This window comes from Magnetococcales bacterium (assembly GCA_015228935.1).
GTDB lineage: Bacteria > Pseudomonadota > Magnetococcia > Magnetococcales > DC0425bin3 > HA3dbin3.
Window position 1 is genome coordinate 42311 of record JADGCO010000005.1, and the last position, 22552, is coordinate 64862.

Annotated in this window: 16 protein-coding genes; 7 read left to right on the forward strand and 9 right to left on the reverse strand. The window is 53.2% G+C overall.

Features of this window, described 5'->3' with window-relative positions:
• The 3 genes from HQL65_02865 to HQL65_02875 are packed head-to-tail and all read left to right on the forward strand — an operon-like array spanning position 1 to position 4656.
• Positions 1–2457, forward strand: a complete 2457-nt coding sequence (locus tag HQL65_02865; GenBank protein MBF0135153.1) for a response regulator — start codon at positions 1–3, stop codon at positions 2455–2457.
• Positions 2454–3494 (forward strand): response regulator, encoded by a 1041-nt coding sequence (locus HQL65_02870; protein MBF0135154.1) that lies wholly within the window; start codon positions 2454–2456, stop codon positions 3492–3494. Before HQL65_02865 ends, HQL65_02870 begins: the two co-directional genes overlap by 4 nt.
• Before the next feature lie 40 nt (positions 3495–3534).
• Positions 3535–4656 carry a SpoIIE family protein phosphatase gene (locus tag HQL65_02875; protein ID MBF0135155.1) on the forward strand — a complete coding sequence of 374 codons (1122 nt, stop codon included), beginning with the start codon at positions 3535–3537 and terminating at the stop codon, positions 4654–4656.
• Between the two features lie 554 nt (positions 4657–5210).
• On the opposite strand, the gene HQL65_02880 is transcribed toward HQL65_02875, so the two are convergent.
• From HQL65_02880 to rlmM, 3 genes are all read right to left on the reverse strand, one after another.
• Entirely contained in the window at positions 5211–5396 is a 186-nt protein-coding gene (locus HQL65_02880; protein MBF0135156.1) for a hypothetical protein, read from the reverse strand.
• Positions 5397–5933: 537 nt separating this feature from the next.
• Positions 5934–7127: a patatin-like phospholipase family protein gene (locus tag HQL65_02885; GenBank protein ID MBF0135157.1), complete on the reverse strand. Its 1194-nt coding sequence runs from the start codon at positions 7125–7127 to the stop codon at positions 5934–5936.
• Positions 7128–7419: 292 nt separating this feature from the next.
• Positions 7420–8472, reverse strand: coding sequence for a 23S rRNA (cytidine(2498)-2'-O)-methyltransferase RlmM (rlmM, locus tag HQL65_02890; protein ID MBF0135158.1), 1053 nt, complete (start codon positions 8470–8472; stop codon positions 7420–7422).
• 294 nt (positions 8473–8766) lie between these two features.
• Here rlmM and HQL65_02895 point away from each other — a divergent pair, with 294 nt between their 5' ends.
• Complete coding sequence (locus HQL65_02895) at positions 8767–10260, forward strand: hypothetical protein (GenBank protein ID MBF0135159.1); 1494 nt, start codon at positions 8767–8769, stop codon at positions 10258–10260.
• 305 nt (positions 10261–10565) lie between these two features.
• Here HQL65_02895 and HQL65_02900 read toward each other — a convergent pair whose 3' ends face one another.
• The 5 genes from HQL65_02900 to HQL65_02920 all read right to left on the reverse strand — a co-directional run bounded on the left by HQL65_02900 (position 10566) and on the right by HQL65_02920 (position 17380).
• Complete coding sequence (locus HQL65_02900; GenBank protein MBF0135160.1) at positions 10566–12767, reverse strand: heparinase II/III family protein; 2202 nt, start codon at positions 12765–12767, stop codon at positions 10566–10568.
• A gap of 51 nt (positions 12768–12818) precedes the next feature.
• A complete protein-coding gene (locus HQL65_02905) occupies positions 12819–15305 on the reverse strand; it encodes a hypothetical protein (GenBank protein MBF0135161.1) in 2487 nt (828 codons plus the stop codon).
• 36 nt (positions 15306–15341) lie between these two features.
• A complete protein-coding gene (locus tag HQL65_02910) occupies positions 15342–16382 on the reverse strand; it encodes a polysaccharide biosynthesis/export family protein (protein ID MBF0135162.1) in 1041 nt (346 codons plus the stop codon).
• 72 nt (positions 16383–16454) lie between these two features.
• A complete protein-coding gene (locus tag HQL65_02915) occupies positions 16455–17117 on the reverse strand; it encodes a CpsD/CapB family tyrosine-protein kinase (protein MBF0135163.1) in 663 nt (220 codons plus the stop codon).
• On the reverse strand, positions 17114–17380 hold the full coding sequence (locus tag HQL65_02920) for a hypothetical protein (protein ID MBF0135164.1): 267 nt from the start codon (positions 17378–17380) through the stop codon (positions 17114–17116). Before HQL65_02920 ends, HQL65_02915 begins: the two co-directional genes overlap by 4 nt.
• Positions 17381–17416: 36 nt before the next feature.
• Between HQL65_02920 and HQL65_02925 the strand changes: the two genes are divergently transcribed.
• Entirely contained in the window at positions 17417–19786 is a 2370-nt protein-coding gene (locus HQL65_02925) for an SUMF1/EgtB/PvdO family nonheme iron enzyme (GenBank protein ID MBF0135165.1), read from the forward strand.
• A 44-nt stretch (positions 19787–19830) separates the two neighbouring features.
• Here the strand turns inward: HQL65_02925 and HQL65_02930 are convergent, their stop codons facing one another.
• Entirely contained in the window at positions 19831–21600 is a 1770-nt protein-coding gene (locus HQL65_02930; protein MBF0135166.1) for a SulP family inorganic anion transporter, read from the reverse strand.
• Positions 21601–21842: 242 nt separating this feature from the next.
• Between HQL65_02930 and HQL65_02935 the strand changes: the two genes are divergently transcribed.
• The gene (locus tag HQL65_02935) at positions 21843–22127 is read left to right on the forward strand and encodes a hypothetical protein (protein MBF0135167.1); all 285 of its coding nucleotides are present in this window, start codon (positions 21843–21845) and stop codon (positions 22125–22127) included.
• Positions 22114–22416, forward strand: coding sequence for a type II toxin-antitoxin system RelE/ParE family toxin (locus HQL65_02940; GenBank protein MBF0135168.1), 303 nt, complete (start codon positions 22114–22116; stop codon positions 22414–22416). Before HQL65_02935 ends, HQL65_02940 begins: the two co-directional genes overlap by 14 nt.
• The last annotated feature ends 136 nt before the right edge of the window (positions 22417–22552 follow it).

Below are 22552 nucleotides of genomic sequence, written 5' to 3' on the forward strand. Positions count from 1 at the left end.
ATGAGAGACAAACAAATGATCCTGGTTGCCGATGACGATCCAGACATGCGGCTTTTGTATGACAAGCACCTCCATGACATGGGATACACGGTCGTCTTGATGTCCGATGGCGTGGATGCCCTGGCCCTGTTCGACCTCCATCGCCCGGATCTGGTCATCCTGGATGCCGATATGCCACAAATGGATGGATTTTCGGCATGTATTGCCCTGCGTAAACGACTGGGAGAAGAAACACTTCCCATTCTTGTGGTCACCGCCCTGGCGGATGATGCCTCTGTGGATCGTGCTTTTGCCGCAGGGGCGAACGATTATATTACCAAACCGATTCATTGGGGTGTATTGCGCCATCGCCTGTATCTCGTTTTGCAAAACCTCAAAGACAAAACTGCACGCAAACTGGTCGAAGACAATCTGGAACGTCTGGTATCCATACTGGAAGCGACCCATGACTTCGTGGGTATTGCCCATGCGGCAGATACCTCGGTTATTTACATGAATCCATTCGGACGGGAAATGGTTGGCATCGGGGATCATGACGACGTGACCCGGTTCAAGATCGCCGATTTCCATCCAGAATGGGCCAACAGGCTGCTCTGCAATGAGATTATTCCAGAAGCCATCCATAACGGCATATGGATGGGGGAGTGCGCCTTCCTGGACCGGAATGAATGTGAAATTCCAGTCCACATGGTGTTCCTGGCCCACAAAGGCCAAAACGGACAGGTTGATCGATTTTCCACGATTTCAAGAAATATCACCAGGCAAAAACAGACTGAAAATGAATTGTCCAAGGCCAAAGAACTTGCTGAAAATGCCAATCTGGCAAAAACCAATTTTCTCGCCACCATGAGCCACGAAATTCGAACTCCCATGAACGGCGTACTGGGAATGGCCGATCTGCTCAGAAGAACCTTCTTGACAGAACAACAACGTCACTACGTGGAAACAATCCATCGTTCCGGACGCACCCTGCTGCGTGTGATCAATGACATCCTGGACCTTTCAAAAATACACGCCGGTCAGATGCTTCTTGAATTAATACAGTTCGACCTCATCGAAATAATCCATGACATCAATGACCTGTTTGTGGTGTCGTCACAAAAGAATGGCATAGGATATGAATTCCTGGTCGGCGCGGATGTCCCCACCCATCTTCTGGGAGATCCTTATCGTCTGAGCCAAATTTTATTCAATCTGCTTGGTAATGCTTTCAAATTTACCGAGGCTGGATCAGTCAAAATGTTGGTCGATGTCGATGAGGAGTCCGCTTTTGATGTTTTGCTGCGCTTCCAGATCATCGACACCGGCATCGGCATCACACCAAATTATAAGGAACATCTATTTGATACCTTCTCTCAAGAAAACTCCTCGATCTCACGCCGATTTGGCGGCAGCGGCATGGGACTGGCCATCACCCGGAACCTGGTCGGCATGATGCAGGGAACACTTGGGGTGAACAGCATTCCTGGGCAGGGATCCACCTTCTGGTTTACGGTCCGTTTTGGCAAGCTCCAGGCAGGAGACCGGCGGGATATCCTTGCCTGGCAAAATGCCCAAGTGAAGCCAATGCCCGGTCATATTCGTTTCCAGGGACATGTTCTGCTGGTGGAAGACGACCTCGTCAACCAGGAGGTGGCAGTCGCCAATCTGGAATTGTTCGGATGCCAGGTGACGGTCGTCAACAACGGCCAGAAAGCCATTGCTGCGGTTCATGCCCAGACTCCCCCTTTTGATGCCATTTTCATGGACTGCGAGGTGCCTGTCCTGGATGGGTTGGAAACAACCATGCGACTTCGCCAAATGGAAAAACAATCCGAAGGGCAACATACACCCATCATTGCCATGACCGCCCACGTTCTGGAAGAGAACAAACAAAAGTGCAAAGATGCAGGCATGGACGACTATCTGCGAAAACCGTTCAGCCAGGCCAATCTGGGAACCATTCTCAGTCATTGGCTACCCCAGACAATCAACCATGCAACAACCAGGAACATTCCTTCGCACCCGGGCCTGAACCAGGATCTTTCCCCGGATTTTTCGTCCCCGACACCACCGTCTGATCATTCCGAATCACAAGCTCCCTTTCATGAATTCCCGGTGTTTGATCAAGAAACCCTGGATCGCATTCTGGAACTCTCCAGAAAAAGTGGCAACGGCCTGCTGAACAAGATCGTAAATAACTATTTGACACAAACATCGGAATTGTTGATTGAAATGGAACGTGCCCTGGAACAAAAAAATCATGAAAGAGTGCGAATAGCAGCGCACACCCTGAAATCCTCCAGCCTCACCATGGGCATGACACGCATGGTCACTCTGGGACGAATCATGGAAACAAATCATGCCAACCTGACCCTGGTGCAAGAACATTTTCTCCACGGAAATTCTATCTTTTCAGAAGCAAAACAGGCGTTGAATAACTTGATTGCATCGCAACATGGGTTGACTCATCCATGAATGATCCGATTCGTGAAATGGGAAACCCCCTGGTGCTGATTGTGGATGATGAATCGTTGCAACGCCTGCTCATGCGGGAAGCATTGAAGCAGGATGGTTTTCATGTCGCAGACGCAGAAAACGGAATCCAGGCCTGGAATCTGATGCAAAATCATTGTCCCGATATGGTGATTTCCGATGTGGTGATGCCGGAAATGGATGGTTTTGCCTTATGTGAATCCATTCGCCAACAAGAGAAAATGAAGTACCTGCCAGTTGTCATGGTCACCAGTCTGGATGACCCGGCATCCATTGATCGTGGCTATCGAATGGGGGCCACTGATTTTATCACCAAACCCATCAACTGGAGTCTGTTGGGTCACCGTGTGCGCCATATTTTACGGGCAGCTCGTACCGCCCAGGCCCTGGCAGAAAGAGAAATTGATCTGATACGCACACGCATGGAGATCATCCGGCGTCTGGGTCAGGCGGCGGAATATCGCGACAACGAGACCGGCCTCCATATCATGCGAATGAGTCGATATTCTGCTTTATTGGGACAAGCCCTTGGCCTCTCTTCCTTCGACCAGGATCTGTTGCTCAATGCCTCTCCCATGCATGATGTCGGCAAAATCGGCATTCCCGACAGCATCCTCTTGAAACCGGGAAAACTGTCCAACAATGAGTTCGGCGTCATGAAACAGCACACCATCCTGGGGGCAAAACTCCTGGAAAATGATCCCGCTCTGCTGTTGCGCACGGCCCACATGATCGCCCTGACCCATCACGAAAAATGGGACGGTCATGGATACCCGTATGGACTGTCAGGAAAGGATATTCCAGTCATGGGTCGTATCTGTAGTCTGGCCGATGTGTTCGATGCCTTGACTTCCCATCGCCCTTACAAACAACCCTGGAGCGTGACAGATGCGGTCGCTGAAATCCGGAAATGCTCCGGCACGGCCTTCGACCCCGACATGGTTCGCGTATTCGTTGACATCATTCCCGAAATAGTGAGAATCAAAGATGCATTCTCCGATAAAAGTCCAATTGAGTGAAATATTCAGATCAAATCACAAACCGTCTCATCAATCAGCCATGATATCCATTCTGATTGTGGATGATGATCACGTAACACGTATTTTTCTGGAAGAATTGCTCCACCAGGAAGGGTATCAGGTGGTCCTGGCCACCAACGGCCAGGAAGCACTGGTTCGCCTGGATGAAACATGGTGCGATTTGATTTTCATGGACATCCAAATGCCGGTTATGGACGGATATCAGGCTACGCAACTGATCAAAGCCATGGAACAACGAAAAGAATGGTTCATTCCAGTAATTTTTCTTACCTCGGTGCTAACCGATCAGGAACTGGCTCACTGTCTGGAATGCGGCGGCGATGATTTTCTCACCAAGCCCCCCAACCCCATCATTCTGAAAGCGCGACTCCACGCCTGGTTGCAGCGGGCCGATCTGGTCAACAGATTGGCCATGAATCGGCTTGATTTGGAAAATGTAATCCTCAAGATGCGCCAGGACGATCAATTCGACCGACGTGGATTGCGTGTCTTGATGACTCCCTTGGAAAAAACCAACGGAGATATCGTACTCTCCGCCTGCCGATCTGATGGCGTGCAATATCTCGTGGTGGGAGACTTTACCGGACACGGCTTGGCAGCGGCCGTTTGTGGGCCCCTGGTGTCCGACATTTTCTATCGTCTGACGTTACAGAATGTTCCGCTGCACACAATCATTTCCAAGATCAACGCAACAATTTTTCGTAGATTGCCGGTCAATATGTTCATGGCTGCCGCCTTCCTGGAAATGGACCGGGCCAAAAGCATCATACGCATCTGGAATGCTGCCATGCCTGCGGTGATACTCATCCGTTCCGGAGAAATCGTTTGCAAATTCCCCCCCACTCTTCCACCCCTGGGCATAGGACAGCATTCCATCCATAACGAATCCTGCGCAGAATATTCCCTGACAGACAGTGACCGGATTTACCTGTATTCTGATGGAATTGTTGAAACCCGTTCACCTGCATGTGAACTGTTCGGCGAAGAACGATTGGACCGTTTTTTAAAAGAAATCTTTCCCTCCTGGACAGATTTGCGAACCTTACTCAAGGTGCTTGAATCATTTCGCGCCGGACAGGAACAAACCGATGACATTACCTTGGTAGAAGCAAGACAGGACCAGGGATGGACAGAAACATGATCATCCAGTCTTTCAAATATGTTTCAGGAAGTTCCAGATACCGATATCACAAACATCCGTTTGAATATCCATACAAATTTCACTGAAATTCAAGGTTATGCGTCGTGACCGTGGCGGGGATTTCGTAGTTTATACCAGACTGTATTCAAAATAAAAGGTGAATATTCATCCCCCCATTAAAAAACGTTTGAAAAACCGGGATGAAAGTCCAGGAGGAAGCGGCTCTGCCCTTCCTCCTGGCTGGGTTTGGAGTGGATCCCCAACCCATCTTTAACATGCTTTGGCCATTTTTGGCAGGTTTTGGCGGGGTTGCATACTCCAACCTGTTGATTTGTTTGTATTGCATTTTTTTACTTCGTTTTGTAGTGCCATAATCTTTTCATGAAGCATTGACACCGTCGGCTTTTGTCATATCCAGGCGGGTATGTACATTCACCGCACACAAACTCGCAACACGGCCACGGGTGAATCCTATTTCACTCACCGCTTGGTACGCTCTGAACGTTCAGGCACCAAAGTCAGACAGGTGACCCTCCTGAATCTTGGTCGTCATTTCAGAATCGGCCAAGATCAGTAGCCAATGCTGTGAGCGTTACAAATCTGTGGAGCAAACATTTTGCCTCATCATCTCTGCCATGATTGACTGTTTGTGTAAAGTTTCTCAGATCAAGAACACAAAAAACACAGTCTTCAACAGAATCAAAGGCTTTAATTTTCAGATCACCATTGTTGCCAATCAAGTCATCCTTCCCCGGATTTGTCCCCAACCCGAAATTGCCCAGCCCAAGTAATATTCTTTCAATTCTTCCTGCTGGATAATTTCCCGGATAGGGATAAAGAACTTCTTATCCCGTCGCGCATGATGTACCTGTCATCAGGCCAATCACGTCATCTGCGTCCGTGACATCCCCCCCTGCCTTCTTGACACCATCCATCCATTTGTCCAAATCTGACATTGACAAGTTCTCCTGATGATAATAAAGCATAAACTTACATACTGCTCAACAATTCAGATTATGTTATTAAACCCTTATAAATCCATGTCAATCATGATTTTCAAAAAAGCTTGTTTTTTTGCGGAAACAGACTAACAAATTGAAAAAGAATAACTTTTTTTATCCATGAACCTGTACAGCCGAGCCTGCTGAGATTACTGGCACTCTGTTTCAGGCAACGCCAGGAGGAGACGACCAACCGTCTCCTCCTGGTTTCCTGTTCAAAAACTTCGTACATTGCAACGAAATCTTTCAGAGCTGCAGAGTGAAAACATCGACCTTTCAACCCAGATGTGTTCTGGTATGGATATGTCCGCCCTGGCAGTGGTGGACACAGGCTCCTTGCAGAGCGGTCTTTTTTCTGCTGATCCAGGGAGAACCTTGGATGGCATGCAGCATGTCGGTATAGCCGGCGTCACAGCGATTTTTGACGGAAATCCGGGAAAACTCGTGCCCGGCTTCCGGGGGAATTCCCGGACCTGGTTGATATGAAACATGAATGATGTCCAGGTCATGAATCTGGTCCGGCTCACTCCCCGTTCCCATTCTTGTTCCTGGGACATCGCCGAAGATTTGTCTGAATTCTGCTTGGTGTGCCTGGGGTGCCTGGCGCAACAACTCCACAAGCATGCGCCGGGAGTTCCAACGCCGGGTTGTATTGCGGATCTCCCTCTGAACCCGGGACGCATACCGAATCTGCGCCTCCCGAAACATCACATCATCCATCGTTTTCAATTCCGGACCCGTGGCCGAAAAAAGATCCACCATGAATATCAGCAGGGAACCATTGACCGGGTTATCCAGAAACGTTTGCAAGGGCGTATTGGAGGCTACACCGCCATCCCAATACTGCTCCCCATCGATCACCACAGGAGCGAATCCGGGTGGCAAGGCGCCACTGGCCAAGGTATGTTCCGGAGTCAGCTTTCTCTCCCGGTTGTCGAAAAATTTCAGTTCCCCTGTTGTCACCTTTGTCACTCCCAGGGACAAACGGGGCGCATGTTTGGAATTGATGTAGTCAAAATCCGCCAGTTCCAGGAGGGTTTGCCGCAGGGGGGAAGCATCCGCATAACTCAATGCATCGGGAGTTCCCGGGGGTGAAATCTGCGGTATGGGCGGTATCCGTGGAGAGAAAAAATGTGGCTGCCCGGTCAGTTGGGTTTGCAATCCGCTCATTTTGATGAAGACCGTCGGGGAAAGATTGTACAACCACGCATCCCACCACGCACTGGGCCTGGTCACAATCTCCCAGAATTTTTCCAGTTGTTGCAGACGTTTATCTGGCGGATTGCCGGCCAGGATGGTGGCACCGACCGCACCGATGGAAATACCGGAGATCCATTCCGGCTCGAATCCCTTTTCGGTCATGGCCCGATAACACCCCAATTGATAGGGTCCAAAAGCCGCCCCACCCTGTAGTGCCAATGCAACGTGCGGTTTGCCACCGCCATTCTGCCCCGATTTATGCCCTGTCATGGGAACCCCTCCAGTTGCTTTGACTCCGTTCAGCCGATCCAAACGGAAGCGTGACAGGAGGTTACTCAACTATATTCTTAATTTCCAGGATTTTTGCGCCGGGAACGCCAGGATTTATGATAATTATTGAAAAATCTCAATCAATACAAAGCCTGTATTCCATATATTAAAATATATTAATTATCAGACAATCTCCTGTTCCAGACCGAACCCGAATATTCAGACAACCTCTTGTTCCTGTTCCAGACCAGACACGATCAAACACGACCATGCCAGATTCAAAACGCAGCAATCATTCGCGATGAAAATGCAGGTGGGCTGTAATCTCTTCCCGATCATGGTAGAGTTGTTTGCAACGCAGATCGTGGGCCAACCCTGCCTGTTCCAGGGCACCGTGAATCATGTCCTGACAGTGTTGCAGGGCCGCAAAACGTTTTTTCATGGGCAGCTTCAGGTTGAAGATGGTTTCGCGGCACCAGCGCTGCCTGCCCCAGAGTATGACGAGTTCGGCCACGCGGGTGGGTTTGTCCACGATATCGCACACCATCCAGGCCACCGGTTTGGGTGGCACAAACCGCCAGGCATCGGTGCGCACATGCCGCACCTGACCTCCCGCCAGCAACCCGGCAGCCAGATTGGCATTGTCCACAGCCGTCACCCGCAATCCCTGCCGCAGCAAATACCAGCTCCAGCCACCCGGGGCCGCTCCCAGGTCCACGGCAAGCAATCCGGGACGTAACCGTTTTTGACGATCCTGGGGCGTCAAAAAATGGCCCATGGCCTCTTCCAGTTTGAGTGCCGCCCGACTGGGTGCCTCCCGCTGCATTTTCAGGCGCGGAATTCCCATGTGAAAAACAGACCCATTGGTACTCGGCGTGAGGCCGACATGCACCGTGGCCGTATCCAAAAAAAAGAGATGCAACTGCCAGGATGCGCCGGGATCCAGCAAACCCTCGGCCTGCAACCGTTTGTCCAGAAAACGGGTCAAACTTTGGCACAAAGGCGAAAGAACCCTGCCGGAGTTGGTATCAGGGGTTTCCACCCACACCTTGCCTACCGCCACACCCAAAGCCGTCACCCTGGCCATGATGGGTCCGACCCGATCCGTGGCTGGCAATCCGGTCAGGGCCGGCCCCGTCACCAGCCATTGCCGGACAAAGACCATATCCCGGAAATTCAGACGGGCCAGTACCTCGACCGGTTTCTCTCCAACCGGGAAAAAAGTGACAAACCCCTCTCCGGTTGCCACCTTCCCCGGTATCCCTGAAGATCCAGCCATGGCCATGATCTCATCTGCACAGCTTGCCTCAAATCCGGCCCGACAATAAAGAATCAACCGGTCCATGGAAAACCTTCCCTTCCCGCAAAAATCCCGCCTTCACCTGCCACAATGGCTGACTCCATGCACCGGGAAATCTGCAAAGATTTATCGGAAGAGTCCTCCCCGGCCCCGGTGGGTAACACAGGCCTGATCCGTCTGCACGGAAAAAAAGAGTGGCGATCAGGTCAGGAAAGGGCTACCACTTCCAGGTCAATTTCAGCTACCATGACCCGGAGATATTGGCGGGACTTTATTTTGATGGATTTTGACGGCAGAGTTTGGAATCTACCCCAGCCACGCACGGAGCATTCGGCCACCATGGACGGCAACCCGACATTGCCATTCGGAAAACACAAGGCAGACTGGATTTTTCTGGTTTTTCTGCTTTTGACGGTCTGTTACCAGACGCTTGCCTTCAATTTCGTACATCACGTCTATCCCCGTTTTGGATATCCTGTCGAAGATATTTTTGTTGGTCTTTCCCGAAATCTGTATGAGCGTGGTGTTTTTGCCGATAATTTCCGCAGCATGTACGAACAATCCATTTTTTCTGAAAACGACTTGTCAAACAAATCCGCACCTGACCCGGCATCTGATAAAAAAATTCAATATAACACCTGGCGCACACCCTCCTATCCAATCTATGTCAGTGGCATCTACACCCTGTTTGGTGACCAGGAAATCAATGCCATCATATTCAATAATGGAATTTTATTTTTGTCGGTTATCCTGACCTTTTTCATGGGACGTCTCATCCATCCGGTGGCAGGTTTGCTGGTGGCCATGCTGACAATGGCCGATCCGATCTATATTCAAACCTCGAACACTTTTTTGGCGGACGAGGCATTCCACTTTCACATCGTGTTGTTTCTCCTGGCAGCCATCTGGATGTTCAAACATGGCGTAACCACGGGACGGGTTGCCTTGTGTGCTGTTTTTCTCGTCCTGCAAGAATATGTGCGGCCCTCCGGCATGTATCTCTGGATCGTCTTTTGCCTCTCCCTGATTTTTCACCTCTGGAATCAAGTCCCCAGACTCCAGATAGCCAAACTGGTCCTGCTGTTTCTGGCCATTCATTTTGCAGGTATTGGCATCTGGACCCTGCGCAACGTCATGGTGGGGGGCAGTGCCGATTTTGTAGGCATGCAAGGCTCCCACCTGGTTCGCTTCCATATGCCCCTGGTGATTGCGGAGCGGGATGGCATCAGTGAAAGCCAGGCCGGGGAAAAATTGTTCGCACCGCTCAATTCCCGGTTGGCACACATGAAAACCACCCGCGAACGGGACGACTATCTGGGTCAGGTCGGACGCGAAATGATCCTGGAAAACTACCGCTTCTCTCTGCTGGTCATGATCAAAACAATGTTGCCGCGCCTCTTTTTTTCTCCACCGCCCGAACATCCGCCGGTTTTCACCGCCCTGGATCATTATCAGAAACTTCAGGATTATCTCCTCGCCCAGGAGGATGTCACCAGTCGCATGGAGCGCAACCGGAACGTCATCGCCTATCTTTTCCAGCATAAACACTGGGTTGTCCTGTATCAATTGTTCATGGCCAAGCTGGTCAACCCCCTGCTGATCCTCTGTGCCTTGCTGGGATTTTGGCACATGATTCGCGGTACCGAACATAATTTTCGAACCATTGGCTGGTTTCTTTTTCTCTTCTGGGGGCAAATGACTCTCCTGCACCTGATCTATGCCCTGGCCCGCTACCGCATGCCCATCATGCCGGCGGTGTATCTTCTGGCCGTCTTTTTTGTGATCCAGACAGCCCAAAAATGGCGTAAAAACAAAATGAGCCACCACCCCTGACACTGAGAGGCTGTCGATTAACCCTCGGATAAATATAATTGGAAAGAAAAATTTTATTGGGGCTTCGCCCCAAACCCCGCCAGGAGAAAGGGCACAGCCCTTCCTCCTGGACCTCCATCCCAGTTTTTCATTCGTTTTATTTGAAATTAACAAGTTATCAGACAGCCTCTGAGACCAGATTGCCCTCAATAAAGGGTTGTGCCTCCATTTGGTTGATTTCGCTCAAACTGCCACGCCAGTCTCAAATCTGTTGATGAAAAGGCCAATCACAGTGTCATGCATAAGAGTTGACCTGGAAAAGCAAATCAATTCCTGTGATCGCTGGCAACTTTTCTGGTCGGCGAATTTTCTTCCGGTGTGTTGGTCAGGATCAAGGTACCGGCTGCCGTGGCTTGGACCTGGCCGCTGGAATTCTGGCCAATCGATACCTGATAGGTGGCATGGGCTGCGAGACCAAAGATCAAGATCCGTTCCACTCCGGCGGGTGCCGGGGGCAAATTCAGGAGGGATTTTTCCCCGGCAGAGACAAAGGCCACGGCCAGATCGGCAATCTGCACACCCGGCATGGTGGCTGGATCGCCCCAGGCTGTCAGGGTTGGCAGAGGCTCTTTGGTGGCAAGACGTGGCAGCATCACGGCCAGAAAACCGTTTGGTACAGTTCCCTCGGGAACACGGGCTTCCACCCGCCAAGCTCCGGCATCAGCGGGAATGCGCCCGGCAGGGTGATGGTTTTGCCCGTCGGCACCACGAAAGGCCTCCAGGCCACCCACCACGCGCAAATCAGACGGTGATGGAAGCAGAAAATCCGTGCGCAACGTGGTCCGACCATTGCTGAACACCACATGCTGTTTTCCAATCTCGGGTCGATTGATGCCGTGCAGCAACCAGACCGGTCGCAGCCCTGCCGGACCCATGGTCACGGCGTCATAAACCACCAGTACGGGTTGTGAAAATCCGGCAATGCGCCGAAGAAACAGAAAATGGCGCCGGAAATGGTGCAGGCTTCCGGCAGGATAGAGATTTTCGCCGCGACCGCGCACATAGGTATGGAGGGGATAATCCTCGAATGCTTCAATGCCACCCTGGATGAACGCCGGATCCTGCAATTGTTGGACACTCTCCGGCGGTTTGGCGTCGTTTTGCTCGATCAGCAACGGACTCCCGGATTTTTCCAAAACCAGAGTATTGTGGGCCACGGTGCGGGTGTAATAATTCCGCCAATGGTCGCTTTTGTAGGCGTCATAAACCCCGCTGTCCACAGCCAAAGGTCCCTGGAGGGCCATTTCAAAGCTGTTGCCGTCCCGGTGGGCATGGTTGAAAAAACTCCAAGGGGTGGATTTGAACAGGACGGTCAGGGAGGATTCACCCTTGCCCAAGGCCCAGGTGTCCCGCATGACGGCGACCCCGGCCCGCTGGAAAAGACGGTTTTCCGGCAGGGTTTTCGGGTCGGTCGGTGCAACGTCCCGCCTTTTCCAGAGCAACTCCCAAATGCGCTCCTCTTCCCGCCCCCGATCCTTGAAACGGGCTTCCCACCAGGCAGCGATACCGTCATTCCAGACATCCGCCACCTTGTAGAGAACCCGCAGCAAATGCGGCGAGGGTGTGGGGGAACGATTGTCGCCGCTCATGAAGACCGATCCGTCATCCTTGAGTCCATAGAGGTGAAACAGAACGGCCTGTTGCAGCCATGGTTCGCGGGCAAACCAATCCTCTCCCAGGGCGGTGGCAGCCAGATCCAGAATCTGCGCCGTAACCAGATGGTAGTAGCGGGAATATTCCCACCCCATGTGAAAACCGCCATCCATCTCTGCAATGAATCGGTAAAAAGGCAAAAAATGGTTTTCCAGATGGTCGAGAATGAGGGGGAGGCGTTTTTCCATGGTCGGACTTTCGCCCTGTACGGCCAATGCTCCCATGAGAACCGTCAAATGGGCATGGTATTCGTGCCCCCCGGAAACTCCCTTGAGTTCAAGTTGCTTTTTTTTCTCCAGCCACGTCGTGGCCTCTTCGATAAACTGGATCAACTGTTGTCTGGCGGTCGCATTCAGGCGGGGATGACACCAATCGAACAGCATGGCGGCGGCTTCGAGCCGGTCGCGTACCCGCTGGTCATCCTTTTCCTCGCTCAGGGAGAGACGATTGGCCACGGCAAAGGCTGTCAGGGCTGCTTCCAGATGACCCTTGCCCGGTTTGATGGCATCGAGCAGGGCAAAAACCGGCATGGCCTTGTTGGCCTGGGCAGGATCCAGGTCCAGGAGCGTGACCCCATTCCACTTTTCCTGGGCATAACGCTGCAAGCGTTCATGGACATCCCGGGCATGTCCGGGTCTGGCCACCCGGGCCTGAAGGTCTGCCAGGCTTTCGGGTGTCAGGTAAAGCCGTGGATGGTGGGCAACCACCGTATGGGCCAGGGCTGGAACGGGAGCGACCACGACCCATGAAAAAGCCAGAAAAACAAGCACACACAACAGACGTCTCAGTTCAGAAACAAAGGCCTGCACCCTCATGGTGGGTCACCTTTCAGGATTCCGGAAAATTTTGCTTGAAAAACCGGACAATCAACCCGTAACCCGCAAGGCCTGCCGCAACTCGCCGGCTCGGCGCAGGTAGGGATGGCCCTTCTTCAGGGAAGCAGGGAGACGATGCAAAAAGGCCAATCCCGCATCCATGTTGTCAAACTCACCCACCAGGATCATCAGGAGATTTTTCCCTGTGTTTTCATACATGAAGAGTTGATTTCGATCCAGAATATTCTTGTGATTGGCCAGGAGTTCCTCCAATTTTCCGGCACGGGCCGCTTGCAGATCAATGGCCATGAGATGGACAAGGTAGCGACCGCGGCCACTTTTGGACAGCAAAGCCTGCGTGGCCGCCTTGCGTTGCGCAATATAAGGGCTGTCCTGTCCACTCCTGGTCAGGTTCAACGATTCTGTAACTGGGGGAAGGATGACAGATGCCACCTGGGAGGGAAACCGTTGTGTCTCGTCGGTGTTTGCGGGTTTTGTGGAGGACTTTCCTGGGACTCCACCTGCCAAGGCAGGGTCTGGCATGCCGTTGGCTGACATCAGGTTTGTGGCGGGTCTGGTCTCCGGGACCGGATTTGTTGCCACAGAAAACCGGGCGATGGGTTTTTCATCGGTTACCGGCATCGTCTCTTGTGTCAATCTGCCGTTTGATGTCGGTCTTGTGTCGCGTTTCGGGTCGGTGTCTGGTGTCAATCTGCTGTTCGAGACCGGTTTTGTGTCGCGTTTCGGATGGGTGTCTGGAGCCAATTTTCCGTTCGGGATCGATTTTGCTTCATCGGCCACTTCCTTCTGCGCCTGCATGACTTCGGTCAGGACTTCATCGATGGGTGCCTGGAAATCTGTTGTGGGGAGTGTCCTATTGACATCGACCTTGTTTTCCGGTGCCTTGGGCAAGGGATTGGCCGTTTGGACAGAGGCTCCCGAATCCTGGCCCCTGGTCAATCGATCCGGAAGCGAAAAAGTCATCTTTCCCGGACCATCGGGATTGCCGGGAAGCAGGCTGACCACAACAATCCCGCCCAGAACAACCAAGCCGGCAAAAAGCGCCTTTTTGGACTGGAAAGGGGATGGTTTGCCGGCGGATCCGGAACGGTTGCCACGTTTTGGCCTGTCTGTTTCCATTTCGGGGACGGAAATGATGATGGGCAGGCCGAGAAAATGGGATATGTCGCTGGGTTGCTTGAAGGTTTGATCGATCTGGTTGTAGATGGCCATGACCGACAAGGCAAAGAAAAAGCCGAACACCAGACCGATGGCGATCAGTTTGGGGCGGTTGGGTGCAACCGGTGCGGGTTGCACCTTGGCCTTGCGCAACACCACCACATGCGAGTCGAATCCCTTGGATCCCCCTTGCAGATTGGACTCATCGCGGCGTTTGTAGAAGGTTTCGAATGAATAGGCCAACAAACCCGACTCCCGGTTGATCCGCTCCGAGGTCAACAAAAATCTTTTCAGGACAATATTGCGTTCATCCAGTTGGGCAATCTTGCTTTTGAGACCTTCGATCTGGGTTTGCACTGCGGCCAGGTCGGACTCCCGCTTGGCCACAACTGATTCCACCTCGCCATAGAGCAGCTCTCGCGATTTGGCCACCTGTTTGGCAATGCCCACGGCCACCGGGCTGTCGGGCAGATAGGTTTTATCAATCTCGACCTGCCGCAACAGCAGGGTTTGCAGGTTTGTTGACAGATTGCGCACGGTTTCTGTTTGTATGTAGGAAAACAATTGCGTTTTTTCACCGCCCAGGCCTGCCCGGATGGCCTGGATTTCGTTGGCAATGATGATGGCCTGGGAATCGAGGCCCTGAACAAGCTGGGAATAATCCTTGCGCAACAGCAGGTTGTTCTGGATTTCCTGATCCGGGTTGGGAGCCTTCAGATCCCCCACCATGTGCATCAGATCGTCCTGTTTTCCCTTCCAATCTGACAGGTAGCTGTTCACCTGATCGGCCAGAAAGACCTCTTTGGCACCTGGATTCAGGATGCGATGGCGAAACTGCCGATACTCCTCCATCAATGCTTCCAGAATATTTTTGGCCTCTTTGGGATCATGCCAGCGCAGGGCCACTTCGATGACATTGGATGTGGGCAGGATGGCCGTTTCCAGTGACGCACCGACTGTCTTGGCCATGCCTTCCACGGGATCTCCCCTGCCGGCACCGGGTTCTCCGGATTGTTCTTTCAGGGCAATCCTTTTCTCGGCAAGCAGCCGTTGCACGGTATTGCGCACCACATCGTCAGAGACCAGCATTTGCACTTCGGAGTAGAGATCCTCTTTGGTCACGGGTTCGACGCGCAGCATGGTGTCTTCCAGGGTCTGGGCATCCCGCTCGGACCGTTTGCCTTTGATCAAAAAGGCCCCGTCTGCCTGCCAGACCGGCGGACTCAACAAGGCGATGGCCACAAAGCCGGAGAGTATCACCCCGGAGATCCAGAATATTGCCCGCCGAAAGGCAAAAAAGGTGAAGATCAAATCTTTCAGTAGGTATCCACCGGTACTGGCGTCCTGGCGACTCTGCATGTGTGTTCCTTGCTTGTTTAAACCACGTCAGGAAAATCAAAGTCCAAGGCGATTTTTGGCCGGGACATTGTCCCAGGTCCATCCCATGCCCAGGTTCCACCCCCGGAACTGGAAGACGTCGGCCACCCGCCTGATGATATCGGAAGTTTCGGAAATGGGCATGTTGGGCACATAGACAATGTCATCCGGTTGCAGGAAAAAGTGCCCGGCTCCGGGTCCCAGGGTCAGGGTTTGTTCCAGGTTGACCCGTGTTCCCACCACCTTTTTCTGGTGTTTGCGGACCACAATAATGCTGTCCAGACGGGCATTGACCAGACTTCCTCCCGCCAGGGCCATGGCCTCGGCCACCGTGGCCGGTTTGAGGATGGGGAATGCCCCGGGCCTGGCAACCTGTCCCAGGACATAGATGGGTGACCCGGCGTGCCGTTCGAGGAAGAGATCCACCTTCAGACTGGGGCTGATCTTGGCATACTGGGCATTCAGATGACTGCCCACCTCCTCAATGGTTTTATCCCCCACAAGAACATCCCCGACCATGGGAAAGGTGGTAAAGCCATCCGGACGCACGGTCACAAGCCGGCTTAAGCCCCGGGAAGCGGTATGAAGGTCAACCTTCAATTCCCGGATTTGACTCAGGTATTCTGGAACAAGAACATAGATTTCCGGTTTGCGGAATATTTTTGAATAGCGTTCGGTCAACTCTTTTTCCACCACACGCACCGAACGCCCCGCCACCTGCACTTCGCCCAGATAGGGTAATGAAATATTGCCATCGGGCCGGATTTTCTGGGTTTCGTTCAATTCCGGATTGGTGACAAACTTGATGGTGACGGTGTCACCCAGATTGAGATGGAATTCCACCTCTTTCTGCCAGCTTTGGATGGAAAACAGCACGTCCAATTGATCCCCGGGGGCAATGCGATATTCAGAAAAAATCCGAAAATCTCCGTTTGAAAAGGAGAACGATGATTGTTCCAGGGTGACTTCTTCACCGGTTTTGATGGGAATCGGATCCTTGCCTGCACATCCCGGGAAAATCAGGATCAACCCCAGCAGCAGGGAGAGACCAGCCCCCATGCCCAGGCGCAGAGAGGCTGCCATCCATTTGCTGGAAAGAATGCCATCTTTGTGGCTCATGAAATCTGCCTCCTACAACCACCGGAATACAAAACGCGGAATATGAAACACCCGCCGATTGAGGACCACACCCAACACGTTGCCATGAATGCGCCGGAGCAGATCGAGGGATTCATGCACCACCACCCGCTTGGTGGATTCACAGCGGATCACCAGGATGACGCCCTGAAAATCGGCGGTGGCCAGGGTTGCCCCGGAACTGGTCATCAGGGAGGAGGAGTCCAGAATCACGTAATCGCAGGTGTCCCGCAGTCTGGTGATGAGTTCCTTGAAACCGGTCTGGGAAAACAAATCGCCTCTGTGGTTGACATCCCCGAATGGCAGCACTTTCAGACCCGGCACATGGGTTTCACACACGGCAGTTTCCAGAGACGCCGTGCCTGTCAATACGCCCACCAGTCCGGGTGTCTCGGGAATCTGAAAAACACGGGCCAATGCCGGGCTTTTGTCATTGCCATCCACGAGTACCACCCGGGTGTTGGCCTGGGTGACCAGACCATAAGCCAGGGCCACAGCCGTTGTCGTCTTGCCTTCCTTGGGCAGTGCCGACGATACGATCAAGGTCCGGAGATCCTTCCCCTCCGAGGCTGAGAGCAGATTGCCGCGAATGCGGGACATTTCGTGGTTCAATTTGGGCACGATCTGCCAGATCATATCCGTCGGATCCTTGTTCACGTTGGTTTCTCTCCTGCCGGTGTTTCCTGCCCCGTGAGCATGCGGTTTTCTCTCCAACCCAATATCCAGGCCGTTAAGCAAATTTCATTCCGATCTGGAGAATGATTAAAAAAACCGTGTAACTGTTTCAGGCTTTTCTTGAAAGGCTGCTGGATAGTTACGATACCGTTTCGATTTGAATCGTTTTTCAGGTCATTATTCCATGCAGAAGTTGCCGCTGCCATCCCATGTAACCGAGATACGGCACGAAAATTGCTTTTCATCTTCCTCCGTTCCTCCGTCCAAAGGCATTCTGCACCATGAAAATGTTCCCACCCCGCTTGATTGTGCTGTTGCTGGTCACCCTGTTCGTGCTGGATGCCCGTCTCTCGCCGGCGCAGCCTGGCACGACCGGGCAACCCGACAGGCAGGGAGCGCTTTCGCCGACCCTGGAGCAATTTTTGCGCGGTGAAACCGAGCGGGGAGGCACAGTCCTGCGTTTTGACCATGACAGCGACGCATTGACTCCGGCAGCCCGGGAACGCCTGGATCAGATTGCGCGTGCCCTGACGGCCAATCCCAAAATCAACATCCATATCGAGGGACATGCCTCGGCCCCTGGCAGCGATGCCTACAACATGGACCTCTCCCGGCGTCGTGCCGAAGCGGTGGTTCGCTATCTCCAGGAAAACCACCCTCTTCCGGCCTTGCGTTTTTCCATGGTGGCCCGGGGAAAACAGGAACCCGCCAATCCGCAGAATACCCCGGAAGCCCAGGCAGAGAATCGCCGGGTCCGGCTGGCCATGCAGATACCCGATCTGGTTCTGGGTGTGGGCGGCATGGCACCACGTCCCCTGATTTTGACGCCCGATCATCGTTTCGTCATCGGTACCAGGCAGGGGGTTGTGCGTCTCTGGGATCTGAATGCCGGTTGCACGTACACGGAGTTGCCCAATCCGGGCACCATCGTCAATGCCATGGCCATATCTCCCAACGGTCGCGTTCTGCTGACCGGTGACGATGATGCTGTCTTGCGTCTGTGGGATTTGGAAACCGGTGTGGTTCTGCACGATTTTACCGGCCATGCCGGTCCGGTGACCGCCATCACCTTTGCCCACAAACTCGGTCTGGAAATGCTCTCCGGTGGGGGGGATGGTTCCGTCAAATTGTGGAATCTGGAGTCAGGGCTGCATCTGCGGAATTATGCGGGACATCAGGGAACCGTCACTGCCCTGGCAACCATTCCCGGTGGGCGGCGTTTCCTTTCATCCGGCATGGATGGCAAGGTGGTCTTCTGGGATTTGTCCACCGGTGATGTACTCCTTGAATTCAAGGGTCATGAGGGGCCTGTTTTTTCCCTGGCCGTATCTCCAGACGGACATTTGGGAGCATCGGGTGGGGCCGACGGGACCATCCGTTTATGGAAACTCGACCTGAATCCGAATCTCGCCCAACCTGAACCCCGTATTTTCAGGGCACATGACGGAGCCGTGACCGGCATCGCATTTCTCAAGGGGGGGCACCAACTCGTTTCAGTGGGTCATGATGGTACCACCCGGGTCTGGGATGTGGCCACCAATCGCCTGTTACACAAATTTTCTTCTTCTCACCCTGTTCAGTCCGTGGCCGTGGATGTCACCGGTTCCCTTTACCTGTCCGGTGAGGAAAATGGGGCTGTCCGCATGGCAAGCCTGGAGACTGGATCTGCGGTCAGATCCTTCACTTTTGCCGATCCCGGTCCTCCGATTCCCATGGGAAAGGTCTCGGGAGAATCCTGGACCCCGCCCGGCTCGACCACCCCATTCATCTGGGTGGGCGGTGGCTGTTATCAGCAGGGGTGCTCGCCGGTCATCGGCCAGTGCAGCTTTGACAACCAGCCCGCGCATGAGGTGTGCGTCAAAGGCTTCTGGCTTGCCCGCCATGAGGTCACCCAGGCCGAATGGATCCGGACCCTGGACTTCAATCCTTCGAATCATCAGATGGGTGGTGATTATCCGGTGGAGCGGATCTCCTGGATGGCTGCCCGGCATTATCTTTGCCGTCTGAATGGGGCCGGTCCGGTGCGCTACCGTCTGCCCACCGAAGCCGAGTGGGAATATGCCTGCCGGGGAGGCGGCAAGATGGAAGGGGTGCAGAGCAACTACCAGTCTTATCCTGCCTCGACAAGCGATGCTTCCGCCGCCCAGGCCCGGACACCGGAGAGCAGACCCTATGTCACGGACGATGCAACGCCCGCAGAGGAGCCTGCTCCGGAAGATTTGACCAAAAAAGAGGTCACCCGGGAGCCTTATCCCCCGGTCACCCAGGGGCGTGCCAATTCATTGGGATTGCTCAACATGAACGGCAACGTGTGGGAATGGGTCGCCGACTTTTATGACCGTGATGGTTACACCCGGCTGAATCGCGACAATCCCGTCCATGCCGGAGATATCGACTACCAGATGTTGAAAAGTGCCTACTCGCGTGTCGAACGTGGTGGTTCCTGGGACGTGGGTGCCCGCCCGGTCGGTTGCCTCTACCGGGATCATGACTACCCGGGATTCAGGAGCTTTTATCTGGGCATGCGTCTTCTGCTCGTGCCCGACCCGGATACCGGCACAAACACAAACACCCCGACAACGGCAACGTCGCCACCCATGACCGATACGGGATCGTCTCCCGCTGCAAATGCCGGGAAAGACAAAAACTGAATTCTGGAGGCTGCCCATGATCTCGCAGAATCAGGCAGATCGTATCACAGTGTGCCGGATGAATCCGGATGTTTCATGGAGAGGCTTCGTTGCTGCGGGCACTCCGAAAATACGGATTGTGTACACTGGCGGCAAATGTCCGGATTCAGGAAGCGCGTGACGATGCCATGGATGGCCTCGGTAATGGAACCAAAAATGTGGTCCTTGCCAATCACGGCCAGGCATCCTGAGCGTTGGATGGTTTCACACACCTGATCATGGACATCGAACAGGAACAGCCCCCCCCCGCGACCCCGACGGCGCAGGGCCTCCTGGATCAACATTTCGGCACCGGTGACATCGACAAAATTGATGGCCGACCCTACCAGGAGTAGATTGACGGCCCGGGGAGCCTTGCTGTCCAGACAATTCAAGACATCCTCGACATGATTGACGGCACCGAAAAAAAGGGAACCATCCACGCGAATGATGCGAAGTTGAGAGCATTCCGGAAGATGATCGGCAGCGACCAGATGGTTGTGGGTGTCCGGGTCTGGCACAAGGCGGGTAATGACCGGATTGGCACGGCCTTTGAGGTAATAGGCCAGGGAGGAGATGACGCCCAGATAGATGGCAAAATCGAGTTTGATCAAAAGGGTTGCGAGAAAGGTGCCCACCATGACGAGCGATTCGGCACGACTGGTTTTCATGATCAGATGGATTGCCTTGAAATCAATCAGGTTGAAAGCCACCAGCAGGATGACCCCGGCCATGGCCGGAATGGGCAGGTAGGCCACCCATGGGGCAACGATCAAGAGAATCAGGATCAGAAAAATACTCGAAAAGATAGCTGCCATGGGCGTTTTGGCCCCGGCCCGAAAGTTGATGCCGGAACGGGTAAATGAGCCGGAAGAGGCATAAGCGGAAAAAAAACTGCCCACAATATTGGCAAGACCCTGGCCGATGAATTCCTGATTGTTATTGATGCGTTGTTTGCTGTGCATGGCCACGGACCGCGAGATGGAGACGGCCTGAATCAGACAGATCATGGCCGTGGCAAAAGCACCGTTGGCCAACTGCTGCCACATGTCCAGGTCCCAACTGGGTGTGGAAAGAGGGGGCAACGTGGCGGTGATCGCTCCCACCAGGGGAATTGATTCCTGGTGGGGATCCAGCATGAAGGAAACCACACCGCCACCCACCAACGCGACCAGCATGCCGGGCCAACGGGGGAAAAAAAATTGCATCAGGAGAGCGATACCCAGCGCCGCCAAGCCAACCCAGACGATGGGCAACTGAATCTGGTCGAGATGACGTACCAATCCCAAAACAGCATGGACAAAACTGTTGCCATGTGACAAGGGAATTCCCAGGAAGGCTCCTGCTTGACTGATGGCCACCAGAAAAGCGGCCCCGGCGGTAAAACCCACCACGACCGAGTTGGAAACAAAATTGACCAGAGTGCCCACGTGTACCAGCCCCATGGCCAACTGCATGATCCCGGTCATGAAGCTCAAGGTCAGGCAATAGCTGATATAGTCACTTCCACCCGGGGTAACCAGTGGTGCCAGGGTTGTAAAGATGATAATGGAGATGGGGGTGGTGGGACCGGATACGAGGTGATGCGACGAGCCAAACAGGGCGGCCATAATCACAGGGACCATGGCCGTGTAAAGCCCGTATTGTGGTGGAAGTCCTGCAATGGTGGCAAAGGCCATTCCCTGGGGCAGGACCACCACGGCACCTGTCAGGCCAGCAAGAAAATCTGCCCTCAGGCCATGCCAGCGCAGGGCAAACAGCCAATGCCGAAAGGGAAAAAATTCCGCCCAGGCCATCGGACAGAGCAATCCCTGGTTTCCGGCAGGTGTCCGGCGTGAGGAATCCAACATGACGACATTGTTTCCTTGGGATTTTTAATTGTGGGATTTTCAATTGAAAGTGACCGGCTTGCCTGCCCGCACTTTCCGAGGATGACAGCCGCCGTGCCATGGAGTCAAGGTGGGTACGTTGCATTGCGTTCGTGCCAGCCAATCGTGTACTGTGTCGGCATGTTGCACGGGCAGGAAAGGAGCATGAAATGAATATTGATTTTTCCCCTATTGATGAAGAATACATCAAGAACAAGGTGAAGTGTGGTGTTTACAGCAGCGCCACCGAGCTGGTGTGTGATGCCGTTCGGTATATGCGACATCAGGACGACAGCCTGAGTGCCCGTCTCGATGCCGCGCTGGTGATTGGCGAGCAAGATATTGCGGCGGGTCGAACCACCATCTATACGCCATCCCTGCGCGAACAGATCGAACAGGATGCCCGACAGCATGCCCGCGACGGTTGGGAGCCTGATCCTGATGTCGTCCCATAAACACCAGATTGACCTGTCCGATGCGGCCCAACGGGATTTCCGGGATATTCTGTCTTATACATTGCGCACATGGGGAGAACCACAGTTTATTGAATATAAAAACCTGCTTGACAGTGCGTTAAACGCCATATCGATCAATCCAGAATCTGGACGTTCCAACAAAGGGTCAGCAATACGGGTTTTTCTTGTGGGGCGACATGCGGTTTACTATCGCATTGAAAATAATATTATTTATATAATCAGAATTTTGCACGACCGCATGCACGCCGCCTGGCACCTGAATGAATGAGCCTGATGGATGCGAGTTCGACATGCCATTTGCCGGTCAGGATGGATCACAATAAAAGAAAAAAAAATTGTTGGTTCGGATAAATCGATCACATAAACTCTGGAAAGGTGGAATCATCCGATATCTGAAATTTTTT

Coding starts and splice junctions, on each gene's coding strand:
- HQL65_02930 (MBF0135166.1), bottom strand. CDS start 21,600: ATGGCCTGGGCGGAATTTTTTCCCTTTCGGCATTGGCTGTTTGCCCTG.
- HQL65_02920 (MBF0135164.1), bottom strand. CDS start 17,380: ATGAAAAGCAATTTTCGTGCCGTATCTCGGTTACATGGGATGGCAGCG.
- HQL65_02935 (MBF0135167.1), top strand. CDS start 21,843: ATGAATATTGATTTTTCCCCTATTGATGAAGAATACATCAAGAACAAG.
- HQL65_02900 (MBF0135160.1), bottom strand. CDS start 12,767: ATGAGGGTGCAGGCCTTTGTTTCTGAACTGAGACGTCTGTTGTGTGTG.
- HQL65_02875 (MBF0135155.1), top strand. CDS start 3,535: ATGATATCCATTCTGATTGTGGATGATGATCACGTAACACGTATTTTT.
- HQL65_02925 (MBF0135165.1), top strand. CDS start 17,417: ATGAAAATGTTCCCACCCCGCTTGATTGTGCTGTTGCTGGTCACCCTG.
- HQL65_02905 (MBF0135161.1), bottom strand. CDS start 15,305: ATGCAGAGTCGCCAGGACGCCAGTACCGGTGGATACCTACTGAAAGAT.
- HQL65_02910 (MBF0135162.1), bottom strand. CDS start 16,382: ATGGGGGCTGGTCTCTCCCTGCTGCTGGGGTTGATCCTGATTTTCCCG.
- HQL65_02895 (MBF0135159.1), top strand. CDS start 8,767: ATGGACGGCAACCCGACATTGCCATTCGGAAAACACAAGGCAGACTGG.
- HQL65_02870 (MBF0135154.1), top strand. CDS start 2,454: ATGAATGATCCGATTCGTGAAATGGGAAACCCCCTGGTGCTGATTGTG.
- HQL65_02940 (MBF0135168.1), top strand. CDS start 22,114: ATGTCGTCCCATAAACACCAGATTGACCTGTCCGATGCGGCCCAACGG.
- HQL65_02865 (MBF0135153.1), top strand. CDS start 1: ATGAGAGACAAACAAATGATCCTGGTTGCCGATGACGATCCAGACATG.
- rlmM (MBF0135158.1), bottom strand. CDS start 8,472: ATGGACCGGTTGATTCTTTATTGTCGGGCCGGATTTGAGGCAAGCTGT.
- HQL65_02885 (MBF0135157.1), bottom strand. CDS start 7,127: ATGACAGGGCATAAATCGGGGCAGAATGGCGGTGGCAAACCGCACGTT.